This is a genomic window from Saccharopolyspora sp. NPDC045941 (assembly GCF_056431445.1).
This window is the reverse complement of record NZ_JBWKKU010000050.1, coordinates 15,108-35,423: the sequence shown is the minus strand read 5'-3', so window position 1 is coordinate 35,423 and position 20,316 is coordinate 15,108. Positions and strand designations below refer to the sequence as shown.

The following is a 20,316-nucleotide window of genomic DNA, read 5'->3' as shown; positions in this document are numbered from 1 at the left end:
CCCGGAATGCTCACGACCCCTGCCGCGTCCGTAGCCATTTCTGCCGCGTTGTGCTCGGTCGGGTTCGTCGTGGTCGGCTGCGCGACAGCACCGCCGGCCACGTTGCCAGCTGACCCGAGCATCGTGCCTCCTCCGAGTCTGCCCTCTGACGAACGTGCGGCAGTCGAGCGCGCGTATCGCGACTTCTGGCGGATCACCTGGAACCCCACGACCGAGCGCGATGCAGTGTGGGACGCCGAGGTGCGCCGTGTGGCCGGGCAGGAGCTGGCGGACCAGATCACCTCGCGCGCTCGCGAGCAGCTGTCCGGCGGGATCCGGCTGTATGGCGCTGTTGTGGCCCGTGTTTCGTCGGTGGAGATCAACGGAGACCAAGCGAGCGTGCAGGACTGTCAGGATGCGAGCCGGGCCGGTCAAGCCGACCTCGCGTCCGGGAATCCGAAGAACGTTGGCGTCGCACGCAATCTCGTTCACGCCACGTTGACCAAAGGACCCGATGCCGTCTGGCGAGTCGATCACATCGAGTTCCCAGGAGGTGAATGCTGATGCGCTCCACAGTCCGCGGCCCGTGCGTCCTCTCCAGTTTGGTCGTGCTGATGGCCACCACTGCACCCGTGGCGCTGGCGCAGGATGGTGAGGTCGCCGTGGAGTCCGGCGACGTTGGTGGCTGGTATGGCCCACCTTCGATCGGGCTCTCCGCTACCGTCCCAGGACAAACGGGGCGACCAGCAACGGCCAAACCGGGGGGTGTCGGCACGCGTCCGACTGGGGCCTCGTCGTCGGGGCCGGTGCCGTTGTGTCCGATCGTGATGTGTGATGCCCCGGGGCAATCACAGGATCCGGCGTTCATGCTCGATTCCCAGCCGTTGTCGACGTGGTGTTTCGGGCCGTTGGATGACGGGCGCTGTCCACGGCCGAATGCCGCATCGCGCCCGTCGAATCCGGAGGGCGCCGCAGCCCCGCCGGATCCTGCGGTTCTCGCGCAGCAGGCGGCTCGTCGGCTGCAGCTGCCGTTGCCGACGCCACGGCATTCCCCGGATCTACGGTTGCCGGATGGTCGTCCGGCAACAGTCGTCGGTGAGCACACCTGGTTCTGGACTGCTCCAGAAGATTGGCGTCCGCAGACGGAACGTGTAGACGCGGGCGAGGTGTGGGCGGAGGTCACCGCGGTGCCCGTTCGGTTGTCGATGGCGCCCGGGCTGGGGCAGCCGCCCGCTTCCTGTGCGGGACCGGGGACACCGTATGACCGGTCGTTCGGGCTGCATGCGGCCTCGCCGGACTGCGATGTGGTGTATGAGCGACCCTCGACCGATCAGTCTGGTGCACTGGTGACGGCGGAGTGGTCGATCACGTGGCGGGTCACATGGCAGGGCTGGACCGGCAGCGCACCGACCGGCGGTGAACTGGCACCGATGACTTCGCGGACGCCAGCGAGGTTCGCGGTGGCCGAGGCCCAAGCACTCCGTACCCGGTAACCAACAATTTCTATTTCACTGTTTCCTCTTTTTGTGTCTCGTGAATTCACGTGTGGGGAGAGATCTATGTCCAATACCGGAATCTTCGCGGTCACCAAACCCGATTCGAACGACGCCAAGGACGGGAGCACTGTGGTGCGTGGTCCTCGGGTTCCTCGGCAGCGACGGTGGTGGCTGATCGGCGCGTCCCTCGGTGTGATCGTCGTGTCCGTCGCGGGAACGGTCGGAGTTGTGTCGGCGGCGTGGGACCGCGAGCCGATGTTGCAGCTCGTCCGTGATGTCTCTTGGGGCCAGCCCATCAAAGATGCTGATGTGACCACTGTGGACCTGGATCCTGGCTCGCGGCGATTCGTGGTGGCGGATGCGGATCGTGGCCGCGTGGTGGGGCAGATCGCCGCTGCCAACTTGCGAGCCGGGCAGCTCTTGGCCCTCAGCGATGTCACCACTCAAGCCGTGCCCGCGAGTGGGCAGCAGGTGCTCGGAATTCGTCTACTCCCGGGCCGGTACCCGGCACGCGGATTGGCACCCAACGACCCTGTGGAGGTCGTGGGCCTGTCGAGTTCGGGCGGGACGGACACCGTGACCGGTGGGGCACGGTTCCGGGCCCGTGTGGTGCAGGCGTCGCTCCCGGATTCCGAGGGCGCGGTTGTGGTCGATCTGCTCATCGACTCCTCAGCCGCCGAACAGGCCGATGCCGCTGCGGCCAGCGGCGCACTCGTCAAACTGCTCGGCCCTACCCGCTGACTGCCGGGTGGTTTGGTTTTTTGCTCTGGTGAAAGGAGTTTGTGATGGCTGTCATCACGATGCTGTCCGCGAAGTGCTCGCCCGGAATCACCACCGCGGTGGCGGCGCTGGCCACGGTCTGGCCAAACCGGCTCCTGGTGGTCGACGCCGATCCCACTGGGGGTGATCTGCTGCCGGGATGGGGCGGCCAGTGGCTGGTCGACGGGCGCCTCACCACCGAACGCGGGGTGGTCAGCTTCGCCGCCGCCACCCGCCACCTGGACTCCATGCCCTCGGAAGGACTGGCGGGGCATGTACAGGAAGTACCTGGCCATGATCACGTGCGGTTGCTGGCGGGGGTGACGAGCAGGGCCCAGGCGGGAGCGATGGGCGACGACGGCTGGCGACGACTCGCCAGCGCCACCCGAGACCTCGCCTGCGAAGGACCCGACGTCCTCATCGACGCCGGCCGATGGACACCCGAAACGCCCTGGGCACTGATCGCCGAAGCCGACCTGGTCCTGGTCGGCGTGCGTCCCAGCCTCCGGCACATCTCAGCCGCACTGCCCTTGATCACCACATTGCGCAAGCTGATACCGATCACCCAGCTCGGAGCACTGGTGTCGGCCACCACGAGCCGCGAAGCCGACAGAGTCGCCCACGCCGTGGGCATCCCCGTCGGGGTCGAGCTCCCCGACGACCCGCCAGCCGCCCGGTTCTTCTCCGACGGAGCAGGCAGCCACCCACCCCGCCGCTCGGCCCTCGTGCACACCAGCCGGAAGGCCGCGCTCCGCCTGCACCGCAGCCTCACACCACCCACACCGCCGGCCACAACACCGGTGGCCGACGGCGTACTGCAGGCAGGTGCAGCATGACTACCGAGATCAACGGCAGCACACGCCCGCAGCTCTCGCACGAGACCTGGGGATGGATACCGGACAACGCCACCGTGCAAGCGCTGCGCGGGAAAGTCGCCGCCCGCCTGAAAGACAGCACCGCGGATGAGCGGGCCGCGGTGGTGGCTGCGGAGATCGCCGCGTGGGCTCATGAACGTGCCAGCGGGGGTGTCCCGCCGTTGTCGGTTGCCGAGGAGCAGCGGCTCGCCGACGCGGTGCTGGCCGCGGTGTTCGGCCTGGGCCAGCTCCAGCCGCTGCTGGAACTGGAGGACGTGGAGAACATCCACATCCACGGCCACGACCACGTGTGGCTGGAGCTGGCCGACGGCCACCTGCAACGCTGGCCCTACCCGGTCGCCGACTCCGACACCGAGCTACTGGAACAGCTCGAGGCGATGTGCGCGCGACTCGGACAGACCTCCCGCGAGTTCAGCCCGGCGCAACCCATCGTGAACCTGCGACTGCCGGCAGGTGGGCCCTTGGGAGCGAGATTGGCGGCAGTGCGGGAAGTCACCGACCGGCCGCGGATCGCGATCCGCCGCCACCGCCTCACCCACACCACCCTCACTGACCTACGCCGCCACGGCACCCTCGACCCCGGCCTCGAGCACTTCCTCACCGTCGCGGTGGCCGCAGGAATGAACCTGCTCGTGACCGGCGGCCCGTTCGCGGGCAAGACCACATTGTTGCGGGCGCTGTGCGCCGAAATCCCTACCCACGAGCACATCGTGACCGTCGAGGACGACTCCGAACTCGGGCTCCATCTCGACGGCGAGCGCGTGGTGACACCGTTGGAGGCGCGCACCGCCAACGCCGAAGGCGTGGGAGAAATCAGCCTGGACGATCTGCTCAAGCAAACCCTTCGGCACTCGCCATCACGGGTCATCGTGGGTGAGGTTCGCGGTGGGGAGATCACTGCTCTGCTGCGGGCGCTGGGCAACGGCGCCGCGGGCGGCATGGGCACACTGCACGCGACATCGGCCCGAGCGGTCCCGGACCGCATCGCCGCGCTGGGGCAACTCGCGTTGCCACCGCTGTCCGTGGAAGCCGCGTACCGGTGGACGGCCTCCGCCCTGGACCTAATCGTCCACCTCGCCCGTCGCGATCACTCTGACCGCCGGGAACGTTTCGTGACCGAGATCGTCGAAGTCGGCCCCGTGGGCGACGCCGCGATTCCGGACCTCACCACTCTGTTCGGCCCTCGCCCCGGTGACGGCCGTGCCGTCCCGACATGCCCTCCCAGTCCGACGCTGATGGCGCGTCTGCAAGCCCATGGCCTGGACCGCGCCCTCTTCAACCGGCTGGACGGCCAATGGAACAACCTCGATCAGAGGAGTGAACCGACGTGATCGCCATTGTCACTGTCTTGTGTGGAGTGTTGTTCGGAACTGGGGTTCTGCTTAGCGTCTTCGCTCTTGTGCCCTCTTATCCGATGCACTCCCGCGAGGAGGCTGCGCACGAGCGCCGCACCGCGGTGAAGCCGTGGATGCTCCGGTGGTGGCGGCGCGGCGTGCTTGCCGTGCTGGTGGCGGCGGTGGTGTGGTGGGTGACCGGGTGGCCGGTGGCCGCCGCAGCCGCCATCGCGGCCGTCGTGGGCCTGCCCGTCGTGCTGGCCTCACGCGGCGCACGTGAAGCCGTCGTGCTGCAGGAAGCCCTGGCGGTGTGGACGCGGCGGGTCGGGGACCTGCTGGCCTCGGGCGCCGGAGGCTTGCACCACGCCGTCGCGCGCTCAGCCGACACCGCCCCGGAACCGCTGGCCGCACCGGTTCGGCGGTTGGCTGACCGGCTGCGCACCGACAGTCCGGAGGCGGCGCTGCGGGCGTTCGCCGCGGAGTTCGGTGATCCGGTGGTGGATGAGGTCGTGCTGGCGCTGCTGTTGCGCCTGCGGACCGGTGGACGTGGTTTGGTGGAGATCCTGCACTCCCAAGCCGCCACTCTGCGCGCCCGCGCCGCGGCGACCCGCGAGGTCGAGGCCGACCGCGCCAAACCCCGCACGACCGTGCGCAGCCTGGTGGCCATCACCACGGTCATGGTCGTCGGGCTGGTGCTCTTCGCCCGCGAATTCCTCACCCCCTTCAACACCTGGACCGGGCAAGGCGTTCTGGCCGTCGTGGCAGGCATTTTCGCGTTGTCGCTATGGCGAATGCACCAGCTCTCCACGATGCCCTCCAGGCCCCGCTACCTCAACGACGGGCAACCATCATGAACACCGCACTCGTACTGGCCGCTGGGATGGGCACCGTCCTCGGAACCGGCCTCGCCCTAGGACTGCGCGCGATCGCAGGGCCCGCGCCGATGGACGTGGCCGCCGCGCTCAGCCACCTCACCGCCCGGACCACCACCTCCACACCCGCGACCGGGTGGCGGGCCTGGCGGGCGCGCCTGTTGACCTACGCCACTGGCCGCGCCGACCACGCCCGGCATCCCTGGCTGGGCATCCCCGCCCACGACCTCGACTTGCTCGAACGCACCCCTGCCGACTACGTGACGACGCGGCTGCGGTGGGCTGTGAGCAGCCTTGCCGTCGCCGCGCTGCTTGCTGTGTCGCTGGCGGTCGTGGGTGTGCCGGTCGGGGTGCTGGTGGGGATCGTGGCCGCCGGCGGGCTGGTGGGTGCGGTGGTGCCGGTCTGGAAGCTCCGCGATCAGGCCGCGGTGGCGCGGGAGGACGCGCGGCGAGCTCTCGCGGTCTATTTGGAGCTCGTGGCGCAGCAGCGCACTGCCGGTCAAGCGGCCGGCCCGGCGTTGCGCGAGGCCGCTGCAGTCGGTGACCACTGGCTGCTGACCCGGCTGCATCGCACCCTCACCCACGCTGAGCACAGTGGACACTCACCGTGGGATGCGCTCCGCGCACTCGGCACGACAATCCGACTGCCGGAGTTGGTGGCGGTGGCGGACCTGGCGGCGACCGCCGCGGACGGGGCCGCGATCTACACCAGCCTGACCACCCACGCCACCAGCCTCCGGACCGCCGCGATCAGTACCGACAAGGCCGAGGCCAACACCCGCACCGAACGCCTCACCCTGCCGGTCACCCTGCTCATGCTCGGAATCCTGCTGCTGGTCCTCTACCCGGCCGTCACCCGGCTCCTGGGCTAACCGCCTCGACCACAGCCGGCCCATCGAATGCGAAAGGGATCGTCATGTCTGCCATTCGCCGCCTCCACCGGCACGCCACGACCGCCCTACTGCTGCTCTCGGCCTGGATCGCCCTCGCAAGCGAGAACGCCCGGCAGCATGGGGAGCACGTCCGTTTCGACGACACCGGATCGGAGAGCACCGAGAAGGCCGTGCTCACTGCGATCGGCTTGGCAGCCGCGCTCGGACTCGGTGCCGCCATCACCGCAGTGGTCCAGAAATACCAAGGCCAAATCCACTAACCGGGGACGCCACCGATGAAAACCCTGCCGCACCACACCAAGCCCCGCGCAGCCCCCGGCGGGCGGGATACGGGCTCGGTGGCTGTTGAGCTGGCTGTGCTGGCGCCACTGGCGCTGATCCTGCTTCTCACGGTCGTGCAGGCCGGGCTGTGGTGGCATACCCGCAGCCTCTGCCACTCGGCTGCCCAACAAGGCGTGCAGGCCGCCCGCACGGTCACCGGAACCACCGGTGACGCCCACACCGCCGCCACCAGCTTCCTCAACCGAGCCGGCGGCCTTGTGGGCGATCCGGTCGTCAGCGCCACCGTCGACGCCCGCCAGGTGCGCGTGCAGGTTGCGGCCACTGCACCGCGGATCCTGCCCATTCCCGGTCTCGACCGTGTCGAGCAGGAAGCCCGAGCGGCCAAGGAACGGTTCACCGCCCCCGGGGAGGTGCCATGAACCGCCGATTCTCCGATGAGGGCTCGGCCAGCGTGGAGTTGGCGGTTCTGGCGCCGATGCTGCTGATGCTGCTCGCCCTGGTCATCGCAGGCGCGCGCACGGTGACCGCGGACCTTGCCGTGGAACACGCCGCTACCGCCGCCGCCCGGTCCGCCAGCCTCGCCCGCACCCCAGCCACGGCACACGCCGCCGCGACCCGCACCGGAACCCACGCCCTCGCCGAGCAGAACCTCACCTGCGCCGGCCTCCAGTTGACTGCGGACACCAGCGGATTCGGCCAACCCGGAGCTTCTGGGACCGTCACAGTCACTCTGCGCTGCGCGGTGCCGCTGGCCGACCTCACCGGCATCCCGGGCCTGCCGGCCAGCATCCCGCTGCGCGCGGGGTTCACCAGCCCTGTCGACCCGTACCGGAGCCGAACATGACCCTCCACACCCGACACCCGGGCGATGCGGGATCGGTGAGCGTGCTCGTCGCGGTCCTGGTGCCCTTCCTGCTGCTGGTGTTCACGATCCTCGTCGACGGCGCCGACCGACTCCGCGTCCTGGCTCGCGCGGATGCCGTCGCAGCCGAGGCCGCCCGCACCGCACTGACCGCACTCGACACCCGCGGTCCCACCCTGACCATGGACACCCGCGCCGCGACCGCCGCCGCGCGGCACTACCTCACCGCCACCCACCACACCGGCACGGTCTCCCTCGAAGGCACCACGACTGTGCGCATCACCGTCACCTACTCCGAACCCGCGAAAATCGGTCTGCTCTGGGCCAGCCACACCGTCACCGGACAGGCCACAGCCGCCCTCGCCACCAGCACTCCGGGTGGGCTGCCATGAGCCGAATCCGCATCCTCCTGGCCGGCATCGGGATCCTCGGCCTGCTCGCCGGAATGCCGATGATCCTGCTGTTCGCCGGGCACGTCATCACCATCCCCGCGTTGACCTGGCCGGAGCTCGACACCTCGCCCTGGGCAACACTGCCGATCCGCGACCAACTCGCGAACTGGGCCGAGCACACCTGGCACACCCTGCGCCTGGACCTCGGCGCCGACGGCGCATTCCTGCTCGCCGTCCTCACCACCGGATGGGTCACGTGGGCGTGCCTGATGTGGTGGACCCTGTGCGACCTGGTCCTCCTGCTCCGGTTCGGAGCGCGAGCCTTGCGCGACCGCCTCCACGTCACCGGGCCTCGAGGATGGATCACCGCCTTGCTCGCCAGCGTCGTGATCTCGCTGAACGCTCCCTCTGCCTCCGCGTCCCCCGCGGCCGATCGGGTTGCTGTCACCGCACCGCAGCATCCCTCCAGTGGTGTCCTGCCCTTCCCCAGCAGCGACACCACAACGCTGGGTTCGGGCGGCTACGCCGACCCCACCCCGCCGCCCGAACCCAGCACCCCCACCCACATCGCCGACACCGCGCGCCCGGACTGCCCCCGCTACCGCGTCGCCCGCGGCGACACCCTCTGGGACCTCGCCCAACGCCACCTCACCAGCCCCCACCGCTGGACCGAAATCCGAGATCTCAACGCCGACCGCATCGGCAACCCCCGCCACCTCCAACCAGGCTGGATCCTCCTGCTACCCCCCGATGCCGCCCAGGTGCCCACTCCTGCAGACATCCCGGAGGACGCTCAGCGGGTCATGACCGAACCCGGCGACACCCTCACCACCATCGCCGAACGCCACCTCGGCGCCGGCGATCGATGGGACGAGATCTTCCAGCTCAACGCCCACCACCCGCAGCCAGACGGACACGTCCTGCGCGACCCCGACCTGGTTTTCCCCGGCTGGTCTCTCGCACTTCCGGCCACCGACGATCACCAGAACCGCGAAGTCCCCCTCAGCCCGGAAGCCGAGGCTGCGCAGCCGGGTCCCAAGCCGCAGCCGGCCCCAGTTCCTGATCGGCAGCAATCCCCAGGACGTGCCGTCACCACAACCTCCGGCACCGCACTCGCCGTTGGTAGCAACGGCCTTGTGGCCGCCAGTCTGGCCGCTGCCGCGGCACTAGCCTTGCTCGTCCGCCGCCGACGACAGAGACGGACCTACCAACCGGGAAGTGGCGATCGCGCTCCGCGGCCTACACTCGCGCCCGCCGTGCAGGCACTACGCTCCGCGTTCGACGAGGACCAGACTTCGACTCGCCATGCCGACCACGGCAAGACCGAACCGATCACGCCCTCGCTCGACGGCCATACAGACCTTCCCGAGGCTGACTCGGCAGCGCAGGACCTGGAGGTCGGAGTTCATGATGGCCGGGCCCGTGCGCTTAACCTCGCCGCCGTCCACGGGCTGGGCCTGACGGGACCCGGCGCTGAGGCCGCCGCGCGCGCCCTCCTGGTCCAGCTTCTTGCCACCACGAACGCCACCGTCATCATTCCCGATCGCGACGCCCACTCCCTGATCTCGGCTGGCCTGCCAGCCTCAATACGGCTGCGCATCACGGCTGACCTGGCCGAAGCAACCACCTACCTTGCCCGTCACCACACGCCCGCCGGTGACACACACGAGCCGGAAAAGCTGGACGTCGTGCTGGTCGCCGGCGCCGACCGGCACCACCCACGACTCCAAGCGATTCTCGACAACGGCGCCGCACGCGGCATCGCGGGCATCCTGCTGGGCAGCTGGCCGCCCGGAGCCACCGTGCACGTGATGGCCGACGGCCTCGTCACCGCGACGAGCTCAGCTGTCGACGACCTGCGCGGTACACGCCTGTTCCACCTCGACGCCACCGACACCCGCGACCTCATCGACCTGCTCGCCGACACCACGAAGGCCCGCCCAAACACCGACACCGAGCACGCACAGCGGGAGACCACGACCAAACACGAGGCCGAAGACGACGGCATTCATGTGGACGACACCGACGACCACGGTGTCGTTGATGGCGCGGACAACCACGCAGAACCGCCTTCGAACTGCGAGGAAGACCGCACACCGAACTCGACTCGGATAGTCACTTCCGCCGAAATGGCGCATCCTGCCGACACACTTGCCGACCAGGACCATCGGCCTGTAACGGTCGGGGTATTCGGGCCTGTCACATTGACCTGGCATTCACCAGACGGCGAGAATCACGACCTCACCTCAGCCCTGGCGCCCAAACACAAAGCACTGCTGGTGTTCCTCGCCCTGCACCCCAACGGCACAAGCCGTGCTGCAGTCCGTGAAGCCCTATGGCCCGATGCCCGCGGCCGCCGCCCCTACAACGCGTTCTACGCAACCCTGTCCCAGATCCGCAAAGCCCTCACCGAAACCACCGATGCCCGCGCTGCCGACCTGATCGCGCAGCACGAGGAGACAGTGGCGCTCAACGCAGATCTCGTGGCGGTCGACTACTGGCAGCTGCGCCAAGCCGAACATCACCGCAACATCGCGACCACCAGCGAGCAACGAAAGGAAGCGTGGACCCGCATCGCGGCCACCTACCACGGAGAACTCGCCGACGGAATGTCCGCACTCTGGCTGGACGGCCCCCGCGAAGACGCCCACCGCACCGTCCTCGACGCCCTCGCCGGCATGGCCGCCCACTACCGCGGACACGACCCCCACCGACAACTCCAGCTCCTCGAACACGCCCGCATACTCAGCCCCGAAAACGAAGCCATCTACCGCGACATCATGCGAGTCCAAGCCGAACTCGGACTCGCCGACGCCATCAGTCGCACCGTTCACCTGCTCACCACTAACCTCGCCGATATCGGCGAGCGACCAGATCCCAGCACGTTGATGCTCGCCCGAGCTCTGCAGGCGCGACCTCAACAAGTGGTGAGCTAATCGACCCTAAGGCTTCGCAATGGTCTGCAAACGGGTAGAGTCTCGTTGGGGAAAATCAGTCGCTGGAAGGTTCGCTAAAATAGACGTATGAGGGCGGGGATGTGCTCTTGCGTTGCTGTGTAATTCTGGCTGTGTCGCCGTTTATATGATTCGAGCTGTCCGGCGAGTAGAGTGTCTGTGCTGGATCATCTTCTTATTCGTGCGCCCACTCCTGCGCTCGATCGCCTACCTCATAAGCCGGAAGGGGTAGAAGGGCGCCTTGTTGCTGGTCACGGCGCCGATGACTATACCCCGGCTTGCCCAGCCTCGGTGCCCCGCGGGAACCTGTTGACGACTGGAGGAAAAGGTGGCGATCCTCATTGAGGTACCTGGCGAATGGTTCTGGTTTGTCGACGTGGTGTACAAAGCTTGATATTGCCAGCTGGGATTCCTTGCGTTGTTGCAGAATACTTAACTAATTCGATTTGTTTGCTCTCTTTTTGTTATTTGCATGGTCATCGAATTTCCTTTAAGTGTGACGATCGAATACTGAGTGAAATTTGACTCTTTTGACGTACTCGATCGTGTAGAAGAAATTCGAAAAAGGGGCGTTATTGAGTTGTGTCGATTGTGGTGCGACGCTATTATTTATGTATCGGAACGCGGGATATCTCCCCGGTGTTCCGGGAGCTGGGAAGTATCGCGGGTAGGGATTGGTACCCCGTTTGCTCGCACTCAAGAAAACCGTTGAAGGGCATTCTCATGACTTCTGTGAGCGTCGAAGCGTGGTCGAACGGTGACGGATGGCTGGCCGTCGACACCGGCGAGTGGATCAACGATCGTGGCGAGTACGCGGAGGATCTGACTGACGACTTGCGCGACTGGATGGACGCCAACGGCCATGACCGGCCGAATGATGAGGTGATCGCCGCGTGGATCGAGTGTCGCACCGGGGAACCTCCCGTTGGCTTGCACGGTGACGGCACCATGTGGGGGCATAACCTGTTCAATTTCTCCGATCACCTGATCGATGATCTCGGTTTCGTCGTGCTCTCGGCTGCGGAGTACGGCGACTTGATGGTCATCGTGAGCGATCACCTCGGCTGCTTTGTGCCGCCGAAGGTATACCGCTCCACTGTGGATCAGCTGGAGGAGTGGGGAGACTACTCCGGTGCGGTCGGCGAATGCGTGAACGGGCACCGGTGGCAGACGGCTGACGCCGCGTACCTGCATGCATGCGATGGCCGGGCCGTGGCGACGTACCGCGTGACGGGTCTGGTCCGCGTGCCTTTTGGCGACCGTAGCCGCGGGTACGTAGCGTGCCCTGCCTGCTGTAAAGCCGTGCGGTTCGAGAATCGGATCTGACCCCGTAGCGCGGCCGGCTGCGCCCTTGCGCGCGTGCTGCGGTCGGCCGCGATCTCGCTCTTCTTCCTGATCACGCTTGCGAGGTGCGTTGTGTTCGACCTGTCTGCCAACGGAGTGATGGTCTCTACCGAGGATCTCGACGATGAGTCATCGGTAATCACGTTCCAGAATGCCGAGGACACCGCTTACCGGTGCGCTGTGTGCGGCGCATCGCTTTCCGAAGAGATCGACGGCCACGCCGATGAATCAGGGGCGCTAATCTGCCCCGACTACGACCCCGACGATGACGTGGACCGCGACGGTGAAACCGGCCCGGGCCATGGTGAGGGACCGCACCAGCCGCAACGGGTGCCGCTGGCATGGGCCAACGGTGCCGCGATCCACACCGACCCTGATGAGGACTCGATCACCGTCACAATCAGCGTCGGCGATCCGCGCGGCGCGTTCGCTTTCACCGTGCGCCGCATCCCGGACGACGCCGAGACGAACGCCGGACGACTGATCCTGCACACCCCGTACCCGGGTGAGCCCATGCCGCACGCAGGTCTCACCGAGGACCACGCCGGCACCTACTGGGTCGGCTGACCACTGCCGGCGGGGCGTCCACCTTTATCGGGCCAGGGCGCCCCGCCGGCCGGGCGAGCTACTGCCATGCGCCCGCCTCCGTTCTGACTCCTGCTTTTCGTTGCCTGCCTGCTATTGGAGGTACCTTCTTATGACCGCCGTGACCGCCGAACGGTCCACACTGGCTCTGAAGTGCCACACCGACCGCGCAACCCTCGTGCACGCGTTGACCACGGTCGGTGTCGGGGTGCCGCGCCGACCGGCCGTGCCATCGTTGGGTGGCGTGTTGCTGGACGGGCGAGACGGTCGCCTGACCTTGTCCGCCACGGACTGCGAAACGATTCGCTCAAGCCACGACGGTACTAGAGGCCAAGAAACACCTCGCCCGAGATGGTTCCGCGAATGTGAGGGCGGCACAGGTGGCTGTAACCGTGGATCCCGTTGGGTTGGTGTCAGTGGCGCCAGTATTGGCCGACCACGCCGACATACTGACCGCACCCAAGTATCCAGCCGAGATCGACGGAGCGATTGACACTTTGTCCGTGCTCTTCTCCCCGCGTTACCTGCGCGATGCCTTGAATAGCTTCGACGGCGACACCGTGACGCTGCAGCTGGAGACAGCGACCCGACCGGTGGTGTTCACCGACGCTGAAGCACCCGGGTATCGACACCTACTGATGCCCGTGCGCCAGCCGCAGCCCTGACCACGGCGAGCGGCACGGCTCCCGCTGGACGAGTGGGCTACGCTGGCCCTTGCCTCCCTTCGGGGACGGTGCCCTTTCAACGGGGCTTCTTGAGTGGCCGGCGGACCGTACCAACGCCTCTTCCGAGGGGTGGGTCCGTCGGCCTTTCTACCGACTCGGGAGCTCCCGTGCGGCCGCGTCGACCGCACCCGGGCAAAAGGCCCAGCGATCGCCGAAGTCGGCGGAATCCTGCCCTGGCGCGTTTGTCGACGCTTGGGCAACGACATTTGTAAGCCTGCCTGGCTGCCGCAGTTTTTGCAGTTATGAACGGCTTAACCAGTTCGCCTTGGCCTGCGATGCGCCAACTTGAGGTCATCGCTGATGCCGACCACCGACGACCGACGAACCCGCGAGTCGATCGGCGCCTGAGCGATCCACCCGCTCCATCGATTTTCCTTGCTGCTCAACACAACCCGGATGGGAACTCGTGTCCGTTGCGGGACCTGCTCCTTTCCGCCATGGAGGTATGTGATGTCAACGGTGTCCATTATTGAAGGCCCGGATGGGTTCGTGGCCGCGATTCCGTTTCTTTTGGGAGTGCACCCGCGTCGAAGTCTGATCATCTCGGGTTTGGACCGGGATGACGGGGTGAAATGGACGATGTACCTTGAGCTCCCCGCGATCGAGTCCGCTGACGTGGTTCCGGCCCAGCTGGTCGCTGTTCTCGCGCAGCACCAGCCAGCCCAGGTAGTGATGGCTATCGTTGATGACCGGGCGTTCGACCCCGCCTGCCCGGTTGATCATCTTGAGGTAGTCGACGCGCTCACCGCTGAGTTCGCCGATCGAGCCATCATGGTGCAGCACGTGGTCTGGGCCGAGGCGACCACGCCCGGGGCCCGCTGCTGCACCGACACCGAACAGGGCGTGGTTCCAGATGCAGGGGCCAGCCCGCTCGCAGTCTCACGTGTCCTTGCCGGGCGGGTCACCTACCCGGACTGGGAGACGCTCGCGGCAGAGTTCTCTCCGTCCGACTCCGACGCAATCGAACGTCGTCAAGGTCTTCTCGTTGAAACGCCTTGTCCTTCTTCAGCGGACGCAGTGCATGCGATCCGAGAATCGATCTACCAGGCAGGCAAAGGACGGTTGCCGACTTCGGACAATGAGCTCGCTGCTGCGGCCGTGGCATTGACCCACCCGCATGGGTTCGCCTGTGCTCTGCAAAGCACCGCGGACCAACCCGGTCCAGTGCGGGAACTGTGGATTGCGCTCACGCGTGCGCTACCGGCCCCGTGGAACGCGGACCCGGCCGCACTCGCTGCCCTCGCAACATATCTCGCTGGTCAGGCCTCTATTGCTGTTGTCGGTGTGCTGCTCGACCTCGCTGCGAAAGCCGAGCCCGGGCACGGCTTGATTGATGTTCTGGGTCCTGCGGCCGGGTCCGGAATGCGACCGGAACCCCTCATCGCCGCCGTGCGGGAGCTCGCAAAACAGCTCGCCGTCATTCCGGAGGAGGACTGACCCATGAACCGCAGCTGCCGTCCAGTCGCGCCCCGAAACCCAAGCGAGCGCGCCCGAGCCGTCGCGGAAGCCGTCGATGCTGCATGGAGCAGATCCCACCACTCAGGGCGCCGCGACGTCCCACTATCGGTCGTTGCCGCCCTCTCCCTGATTGCTGGCTCTCCTGACCCCGGCGGCCCGGGCATAGCCACCCAACTACGAATGCACTCCCCAGAGACCTTCACCCAGTTCGTCCGCGACGTCTACGCGGCACTGTGCAACAGCCGTCCCGACCTCATCCATCTCATCTATCCGCTCATGGAATGGGCCTACGACGAACCGGACGAGAAACTGTGCTGTGCTGCGAAAGCCTGTGCTGACGCCAGCCTGAGCGCGGGACAACTTGACATCACCACCACCGATGCCCGCTTCGACGTGGACCTACTCGGAATGCTGCTCAGCATGCTCAAATCGTCTAGCGCCACTAGTGCCAACGCCCAGGTCTACACCCCGAACCCCATCGCGTACCTGATGGCGCGAATCGAAGTCCCGGACGAAGGTGCCAGAATTGTTGACCCCGCAGTCGGCAGCGGCGGCCTGTTCCTAGGCGCGGCCCAGGCGATGCGCGAACAAGGCCGCGACCCTGCCACGGTCGCCTGGGCCGGCGCTGACATCGACAATCTCGCCATCGCCGCCTGTGCCATCAACAGCGTGCTCTGGGAACTCGGCCCCCACCTCCTGCTCGCGGTGGCCGACACCCTGGCTGAAGGAGACTGGGCCAGCCGTGCCGCCGCACAGCGTGACGAAGTCCTGCGGTTGGCCGAGACTATCCGGCGTGACAAAGCCATGCTTGATGCTGTGCGCACCGCGCAACTGCTCACTGAGATTGCGGCGGACGACAATGCTTGTTCCGGGCCTGAGAACTCGACGACACCTTGAAACGAACGTCGGCCACTTCTTAGCTGCACAGCGGTGAGGCTGCGTTTTGGTCGTAGAACGTGACCGGGTTGGCGGCTTCTCCGTTGATGTCGATCTGGAAGTGCAGGTGTGGTCCCGTGGACTCGCCACGGTTTCCGACTTCCGCGATCGGTTGGCCCGACGAAACAACTTGTCCTTTGTAGACAAAATTGTGGTTGTTGTGTCCATAGATGGTGACGACGCCGTTGGCGTGTTGGATGCGGATCCAAAGTCCGTAGCCCCTGGCAGGGCCGGATTCGATGACCGTGCCGCTGCTGGCGGCGACGATAGGTGTGCCGATGGGGGCGGCGATGTCCTGCCCGCGGTGGAACTGGCCGTCGCGTGGTCCGAAACCGGAGGTGCATCGTCCTTGCAGGGGAGTGGTCCAGCTTCCGGTAGGCATGCCGGTGCAGATCGAGCCTTGGACGACTCCGAGGAGTTTCCAGGCTGCGGGCTCATGTTGGGCATAGGCGTTGGGAAACCCCGAGCGTTGGACGGCCTGCGCAGCGTCGTTGATGTTCATCTGTTGCCAGCCGGGCACCGTGAGTAGGTGCTGGTAGAACTGGGTGGCGCTGTAGGTGGGGTTCGTGACTTGCTCCGCGGTGCCCCATCCCTGGGAGGGGCGCTGCTGGAACAATCCGAGGCTGTCCCTGTCGCCGTGATCGAGATTGTGCAGTCGGGATTCTTGTATCGCTGTTGCAAGGGCGATGATCCGACCGTACTCAGGAACGTTCATCTGCTCGCCGACGGCGACGATGATGGCAGCGTTCGTGATCTGGTCGGGCTCGTAGCCATGAGCATCGGCAGCACTGAAACCGGTCGGAGTGCAATTCGCGGAAGCGTTGCTCCCGCCGACGATGCTGGCGGCGATTCCGACGAATGCGGCTGCAGCGAGCACGATCAACGCAACGGCGGCGATGAGCACAGTGGTGATGAGCTTCAAGGATGCTCGGATCATCGCTGTGGCTTCCACGTCAGGTCGGCAGCCTGCCAGGGCGGCATCGGTGCAGGTGGGCGCAGGCGCGGCGGTGAATTCGGCTCGGTGGCCACGGCGGTGGTCTTGGTGTCGGTTGCGGGTACGGCTAGGTGCGGCCATGCGGTGAGCAGTTCGATGAGCCGGAGGCGGCCACCCTGGTCGTGCTGCATCGGGAGCCACGTCTCGGCTGATGCGGCGCCTACCTGTAGCAGGTGTTGGGCGTTGGTGGTCGCGATCGGCAGGTTGGGAGGTTGGGTGTGGGTGTTGAGGTACTCGGCGAGAAGGCGTCGGGCGTGGGATTCCCGCTGTGGAGTGGAGAAGCAGGCAAGGAGCGGAGTGACGATACGGGTAGTGGTAGCGAGGTCGGAGTAGCCGGGGAGTTTGGCCACGAACCGGGACAGCTGATAGCTGCCGGTGTCCCATTCGAGGAACCATTCGATTTCGCGATTTCCTTCGCGCCAGCGGCCGTAACCGTCGGGCCGGACGAGGTCGCCGAAGTGCCGGGCGCAGCGGGTTTCCGGCCACCACGCAGCCACCGCGTGCTCGGGGTTGGCAAGGGCGTCGGCCAGCAGCGTGGTGAAGAAGCTGTTGACGCCGTGCAGGTGGGCCAGGCGAAGCGAGTGGGCGATGCCGACAGAGCGTTCGGGGCGGAATTTCAGTTCGCGGGGGTCGATGCCGTCTTCGTGGGCCAGCAGGTGGGCGCCGGTGGTGTCGAGGACGTAGAACATCGGTGCGCGGCCTCGGCCGATGTAGGGCTGGAAGCGGTCGAGTACGCGCCATTGGTAGAGGCGTTGGAGGCGGTGGTTGGCGGCGCGGCGGGAGGGGAAGGCGATGTCGCTGATCTGGTGGGTGGTCAGCACGCGGTGTTCGGCGATCATGCGGGCGATCCACCGGTCGCGAGTGGTGAGGTGTCTGGCGATGTGGGCCTGATGTTCGGGGGAAGCGGCCAGTCGGACGCTGGCACGGCCGGGAACGGGTGTGCGGAAATCGCGCTGGCGGCTGGTGGGTTGGAGCATGCGAAGCCCTCCTGAACGAGGTGGTGGCAACGGGACAGGCCGGCCGCGCCCGCGGCGGTGGGTGTAGCCGGCCGCTGGTGATCGGTGGTTCAGGCGATGCGTCGTGGATCGAAGCCAGCGGTTTCCGGCACGTCATCGTGTTCGGTACGCGATGTGAGGGGGCGGGTGTGCCGTGCGGCCGCGTGACGAACGGTTTTGGCCCGGCCGCGGACGGCCGGCGGGAGAGGTCGGGTGCTCACGGTGAACGGTGGGGTTTCTTCGCCGTTGACGACCAATCGGGCCGCTGCGTGGTAGACGCCGAGGTGGGCGAGGTCGTGTTCGGAGATCCGAGGCGTCGTATGGCGGGCGAGTTCGCGGGCGTCCTCGGGTGAGGCGTTGAAGAAGATCTTCGACCGGGCGTTGGTGGAGATTCCTTCTTTGAGGTCTCGCGGGAGTTGGCCGAGGTGCTGGTGTGCCAGCGTCATCGCAAGCCGGTAGCCACGTGCTTCGGCGAGCATGTCTTCCATGGAGTAGGGCAGGTTGAGGAAGTTGTGGGCCTCATCGACGTAGAGGCCTGCGTCGCGGCGGTGGCGTTGCGGGAGCTTGGCGCGGGCGGTCGTGGCTTGCCATACACGGGCCACGATGAGTGAGCCCAGCAGGCGGGTGGTGTCCTCGCCGAGGCTTCCTTTGGGAATGCGCACCAGACACAACCCGCCGTCCAACGTCTCGGAGAGGTCGACTGTGGAGGGGCCGGCGGCGATGGCCTTGACCACGAACGGCCGCAATAGGAAAGCTCGGAGCTTGTTCAGCAGCGGGGCGATGGCCTGAGCCCGCGAGCCCTCGGAGAGTTGCTCGTACCAATCCCAGAATCCCCGCAATGTCGGATCGTGCTGCAGCTTCTCCCGATGCCGGGCGCGGGTGGCCGGGTCGGTGAGCAGCTCGGGCAGCTTCGCCAGAGTCGGCGCGTCTGCGGCTGCCCGTAGCGACAGACACGCTGCCCGCAGGATGTCCTCGGTGCGCGGACCCCACGCCGAGGAGAACACCCGGGAAAACACCGACACAAGGTTGTCCACAGCGGCTTCCTTCGGCCCCTCCAGCGGGTTGAGGCACGGTGCAGGGCCACGGGAGTCGGCGTCGAAAAGCACCACCTTGTCGGCGGCGTGCTCGGGGAGACGTTGCAGCACGTCGGTGATGAGGTCGCCTTTGGGGTCGATGACCACTGCGCCGCGGCCGTGCTCGGCGTCGGCGAGGATCATCCGCGCCAGAATCGTCGACTTCCCGCTGCCGGTGGCGCCGAGAATGTGGAGGTGGTGGCGGGCGTCGGAGACCTGCAGCCCGACTGGACGGACGTGCCCGGTGTCGGAGATCCCGACGGGACGGATCAGTTCGCCTTCGGTAGGCGTGTTCGGCGGCGGGGGCACGGCCTTCGCCCCGGCGCGGGCCAACCCGGGCAGACCCTCATCGGTCGGCAGGTGAGCCACAGCGGCCAGCTCGGGAACCGAGAGCAGATCACCTCGCCGCAACCGACGCTGAGCCAACCGCGTCAACGGGTCACGCATCCGCTGGCGCTCGTAGTGGTTGTGCTCGGTGAAGCCACTGAATGCACTAGCGACCGCGTGCGCCCGACCCCGGAGCCGCTGGCGGACGCGAGCGACCTGCTCCGTGGAGGTGCCTGCGGACACGGTCGTCGTGACCGCGTAACGGATCACGGTTTCCCACTGGGATCCACGTTGCTTGACCACGATGGCGCGGTTCTGCGCGTTGAACTCCAGCGAGGTTTGCGGATCGAGTTTCGGCTGACCCGCCTGGTTCTTCGCACTGGGAGAGAGGCCGGGCGCGATGACGTCGAGGAGTCGGCCGACGACCCGGGTGGACTGCCCGGCGTCAAGGTGCCGGGCGGCTCGCCGCGCTTGCTTGACCCGCCGCCCGGTGACCGGGCGGGCCACGATCTGCACGCAGGCGCTGTCATTCACCCCGAGTCCCACGGGGGCGCCGAGGAGTGCGCGGATCGGATCGGTGTGGAACTCCGACCGGATCGGCAACGCCTCTGACCGCGCCAAGCGCAGCACACCCCCGGTCGCCAGCTGACGGCGCTCGACCGGGGTCTCGGTCGGCAACGGTGGGCTGGCGCTGTCGGTACGGGTGTGGGAACCGGGCCAGGCGGCCTCGATAGCGCGCTCGACCATCCCGGGTGGAACCGTGCCCGGCACCCACAACCGGATTTCGACCCCGTCGTGACCGAACACGTATTCCCAGGCCAGGTGCGGTTGACCGTGGGTCAGACGCTGCACCATCGGGCGTAGCAATCCCACCAGGTTCGACCACATCGCCTGCGCCCCATCGGGGTCGACGGTCGGCGGCGCCAGGATCGTCACCACCCGGGCCCGCTCGTGCAGCACGTCCTGGCAGCGGAGAAACCACCACCGCCGCAACAGCCACAGTCCGGCCACCACGACGAGAAGAACCGGCAGCGTGACTGTGCCCCAGGTGTGGATCCATGACAATGCTGCGGCGACGACTGCCTGGATGGCGCCGTACGGGTTTGCAAGCAACTCGCCCAAAGGGCTGTCCACGACAGACGATTCGGAGATCAAAAGGGCCTCCTCGCTCAAGAACTGAG

General features: G+C 66.9%; 20 protein-coding genes. 17 read left to right on the top strand and 3 right to left on the bottom strand.

Annotated features, from left to right (window positions below):
• Nucleotides 1-6: 6 nt before the first annotated feature.
• From AC07FN_RS32170 to AC07FN_RS32090, 17 genes are all read left to right on the top strand, one after another.
• Nucleotides 7-543 carry a hypothetical protein gene (locus tag AC07FN_RS32170; protein WP_478398992.1) on the top strand — a complete coding sequence of 179 codons (537 nt, stop codon included), beginning with the start codon at nt 7-9 and terminating at the stop codon, nt 541-543.
• A 995-nt stretch (nt 544-1,538) separates the two neighbouring features.
• Nucleotides 1,539-2,216 (top strand): SAF domain-containing protein, encoded by a 678-nt coding sequence (locus AC07FN_RS32165; RefSeq protein ID WP_478398991.1) that lies wholly within the window; start codon nt 1,539-1,541, stop codon nt 2,214-2,216.
• Between the two features lie 44 nt (nt 2,217-2,260).
• Nucleotides 2,261-3,070, top strand: a complete 810-nt coding sequence (locus AC07FN_RS32160) for a CpaE/TadZ family protein (protein WP_478398990.1) — start codon at nt 2,261-2,263, stop codon at nt 3,068-3,070.
• The gene (locus AC07FN_RS32155; protein WP_478398989.1) at nt 3,067-4,440 is read left to right on the top strand and encodes a CpaF family protein; all 1,374 of its coding nucleotides are present in this window, start codon (nt 3,067-3,069) and stop codon (nt 4,438-4,440) included. The genes AC07FN_RS32160 and AC07FN_RS32155 overlap by 4 nt, the downstream gene beginning before the upstream one ends.
• A gap of 83 nt (nt 4,441-4,523) precedes the next feature.
• Nucleotides 4,524-5,297: a type II secretion system F family protein gene (locus AC07FN_RS32150; protein WP_478398988.1), complete on the top strand. Its 774-nt coding sequence runs from the start codon at nt 4,524-4,526 to the stop codon at nt 5,295-5,297.
• Nucleotides 5,294-6,187 (top strand): type II secretion system F family protein, encoded by an 894-nt coding sequence (locus AC07FN_RS32145; RefSeq protein ID WP_478398987.1) that lies wholly within the window; start codon nt 5,294-5,296, stop codon nt 6,185-6,187. Before AC07FN_RS32150 ends, AC07FN_RS32145 begins: the two co-directional genes overlap by 4 nt.
• Before the next feature lie 44 nt (nt 6,188-6,231).
• Nucleotides 6,232-6,468, top strand: coding sequence for a hypothetical protein (locus tag AC07FN_RS32140; protein WP_478398986.1), 237 nt, complete (start codon nt 6,232-6,234; stop codon nt 6,466-6,468).
• 15 nt (nt 6,469-6,483) lie between these two features.
• Entirely contained in the window at nt 6,484-6,909 is a 426-nt protein-coding gene (locus tag AC07FN_RS32135) for a TadE/TadG family type IV pilus assembly protein (protein WP_478398985.1), read from the top strand.
• A complete protein-coding gene (locus AC07FN_RS32130) occupies nt 6,906-7,334 on the top strand; it encodes a TadE/TadG family type IV pilus assembly protein (RefSeq protein WP_478398984.1) in 429 nt (142 codons plus the stop codon). The genes AC07FN_RS32135 and AC07FN_RS32130 overlap by 4 nt, the downstream gene beginning before the upstream one ends.
• Nucleotides 7,331-7,744, top strand: coding sequence for a hypothetical protein (locus AC07FN_RS32125; protein WP_478398983.1), 414 nt, complete (start codon nt 7,331-7,333; stop codon nt 7,742-7,744). Before AC07FN_RS32130 ends, AC07FN_RS32125 begins: the two co-directional genes overlap by 4 nt.
• Entirely contained in the window at nt 7,741-10,680 is a 2,940-nt protein-coding gene (locus tag AC07FN_RS32120) for a LysM peptidoglycan-binding domain-containing protein (RefSeq protein ID WP_478398982.1), read from the top strand. Before AC07FN_RS32125 ends, AC07FN_RS32120 begins: the two co-directional genes overlap by 4 nt.
• Before the next feature lie 741 nt (nt 10,681-11,421).
• The gene (locus tag AC07FN_RS32115; protein ID WP_478398981.1) at nt 11,422-12,024 is read left to right on the top strand and encodes a hypothetical protein; all 603 of its coding nucleotides are present in this window, start codon (nt 11,422-11,424) and stop codon (nt 12,022-12,024) included.
• A gap of 33 nt (nt 12,025-12,057) precedes the next feature.
• On the top strand, nt 12,058-12,609 hold the full coding sequence (locus tag AC07FN_RS32110) for a hypothetical protein (RefSeq protein ID WP_478398980.1): 552 nt from the start codon (nt 12,058-12,060) through the stop codon (nt 12,607-12,609).
• 130 nt (nt 12,610-12,739) lie between these two features.
• Nucleotides 12,740-13,120, top strand: coding sequence for a hypothetical protein (locus tag AC07FN_RS32105; RefSeq protein WP_478398979.1), 381 nt, complete (start codon nt 12,740-12,742; stop codon nt 13,118-13,120).
• Complete coding sequence (locus tag AC07FN_RS32100) at nt 13,008-13,292, top strand: hypothetical protein (RefSeq protein ID WP_478398978.1); 285 nt, start codon at nt 13,008-13,010, stop codon at nt 13,290-13,292. The genes AC07FN_RS32105 and AC07FN_RS32100 overlap by 113 nt, the downstream gene beginning before the upstream one ends.
• Nucleotides 13,293-13,802: 510 nt before the next feature.
• Nucleotides 13,803-14,789, top strand: coding sequence for a DUF4192 domain-containing protein (locus tag AC07FN_RS32095; RefSeq protein ID WP_478398977.1), 987 nt, complete (start codon nt 13,803-13,805; stop codon nt 14,787-14,789).
• 201 nt (nt 14,790-14,990) lie between these two features.
• Nucleotides 14,991-15,707 carry an N-6 DNA methylase gene (locus tag AC07FN_RS32090; protein ID WP_478398976.1) on the top strand — a complete coding sequence of 239 codons (717 nt, stop codon included), beginning with the start codon at nt 14,991-14,993 and terminating at the stop codon, nt 15,705-15,707.
• A gap of 19 nt (nt 15,708-15,726) precedes the next feature.
• Here AC07FN_RS32090 and AC07FN_RS32085 read toward each other — a convergent pair whose 3' ends face one another.
• The 3 genes from AC07FN_RS32085 to AC07FN_RS32075 form a co-directional block, all read right to left on the bottom strand.
• On the bottom strand, nt 15,727-16,668 hold the full coding sequence (locus AC07FN_RS32085; RefSeq protein ID WP_478398975.1) for a M23 family metallopeptidase: 942 nt from the start codon (nt 16,666-16,668) through the stop codon (nt 15,727-15,729).
• A gap of 11 nt (nt 16,669-16,679) precedes the next feature.
• A complete protein-coding gene (locus AC07FN_RS32080; RefSeq protein ID WP_478398974.1) occupies nt 16,680-17,579 on the bottom strand; it encodes a replication-relaxation family protein in 900 nt (299 codons plus the stop codon).
• A gap of 227 nt (nt 17,580-17,806) precedes the next feature.
• Nucleotides 17,807-20,269, bottom strand: a complete 2,463-nt coding sequence (locus AC07FN_RS32075) for a type IV secretory system conjugative DNA transfer family protein (protein WP_478398973.1) — start codon at nt 20,267-20,269, stop codon at nt 17,807-17,809.
• Nucleotides 20,270-20,316: the final 47 nt, after the last annotated feature.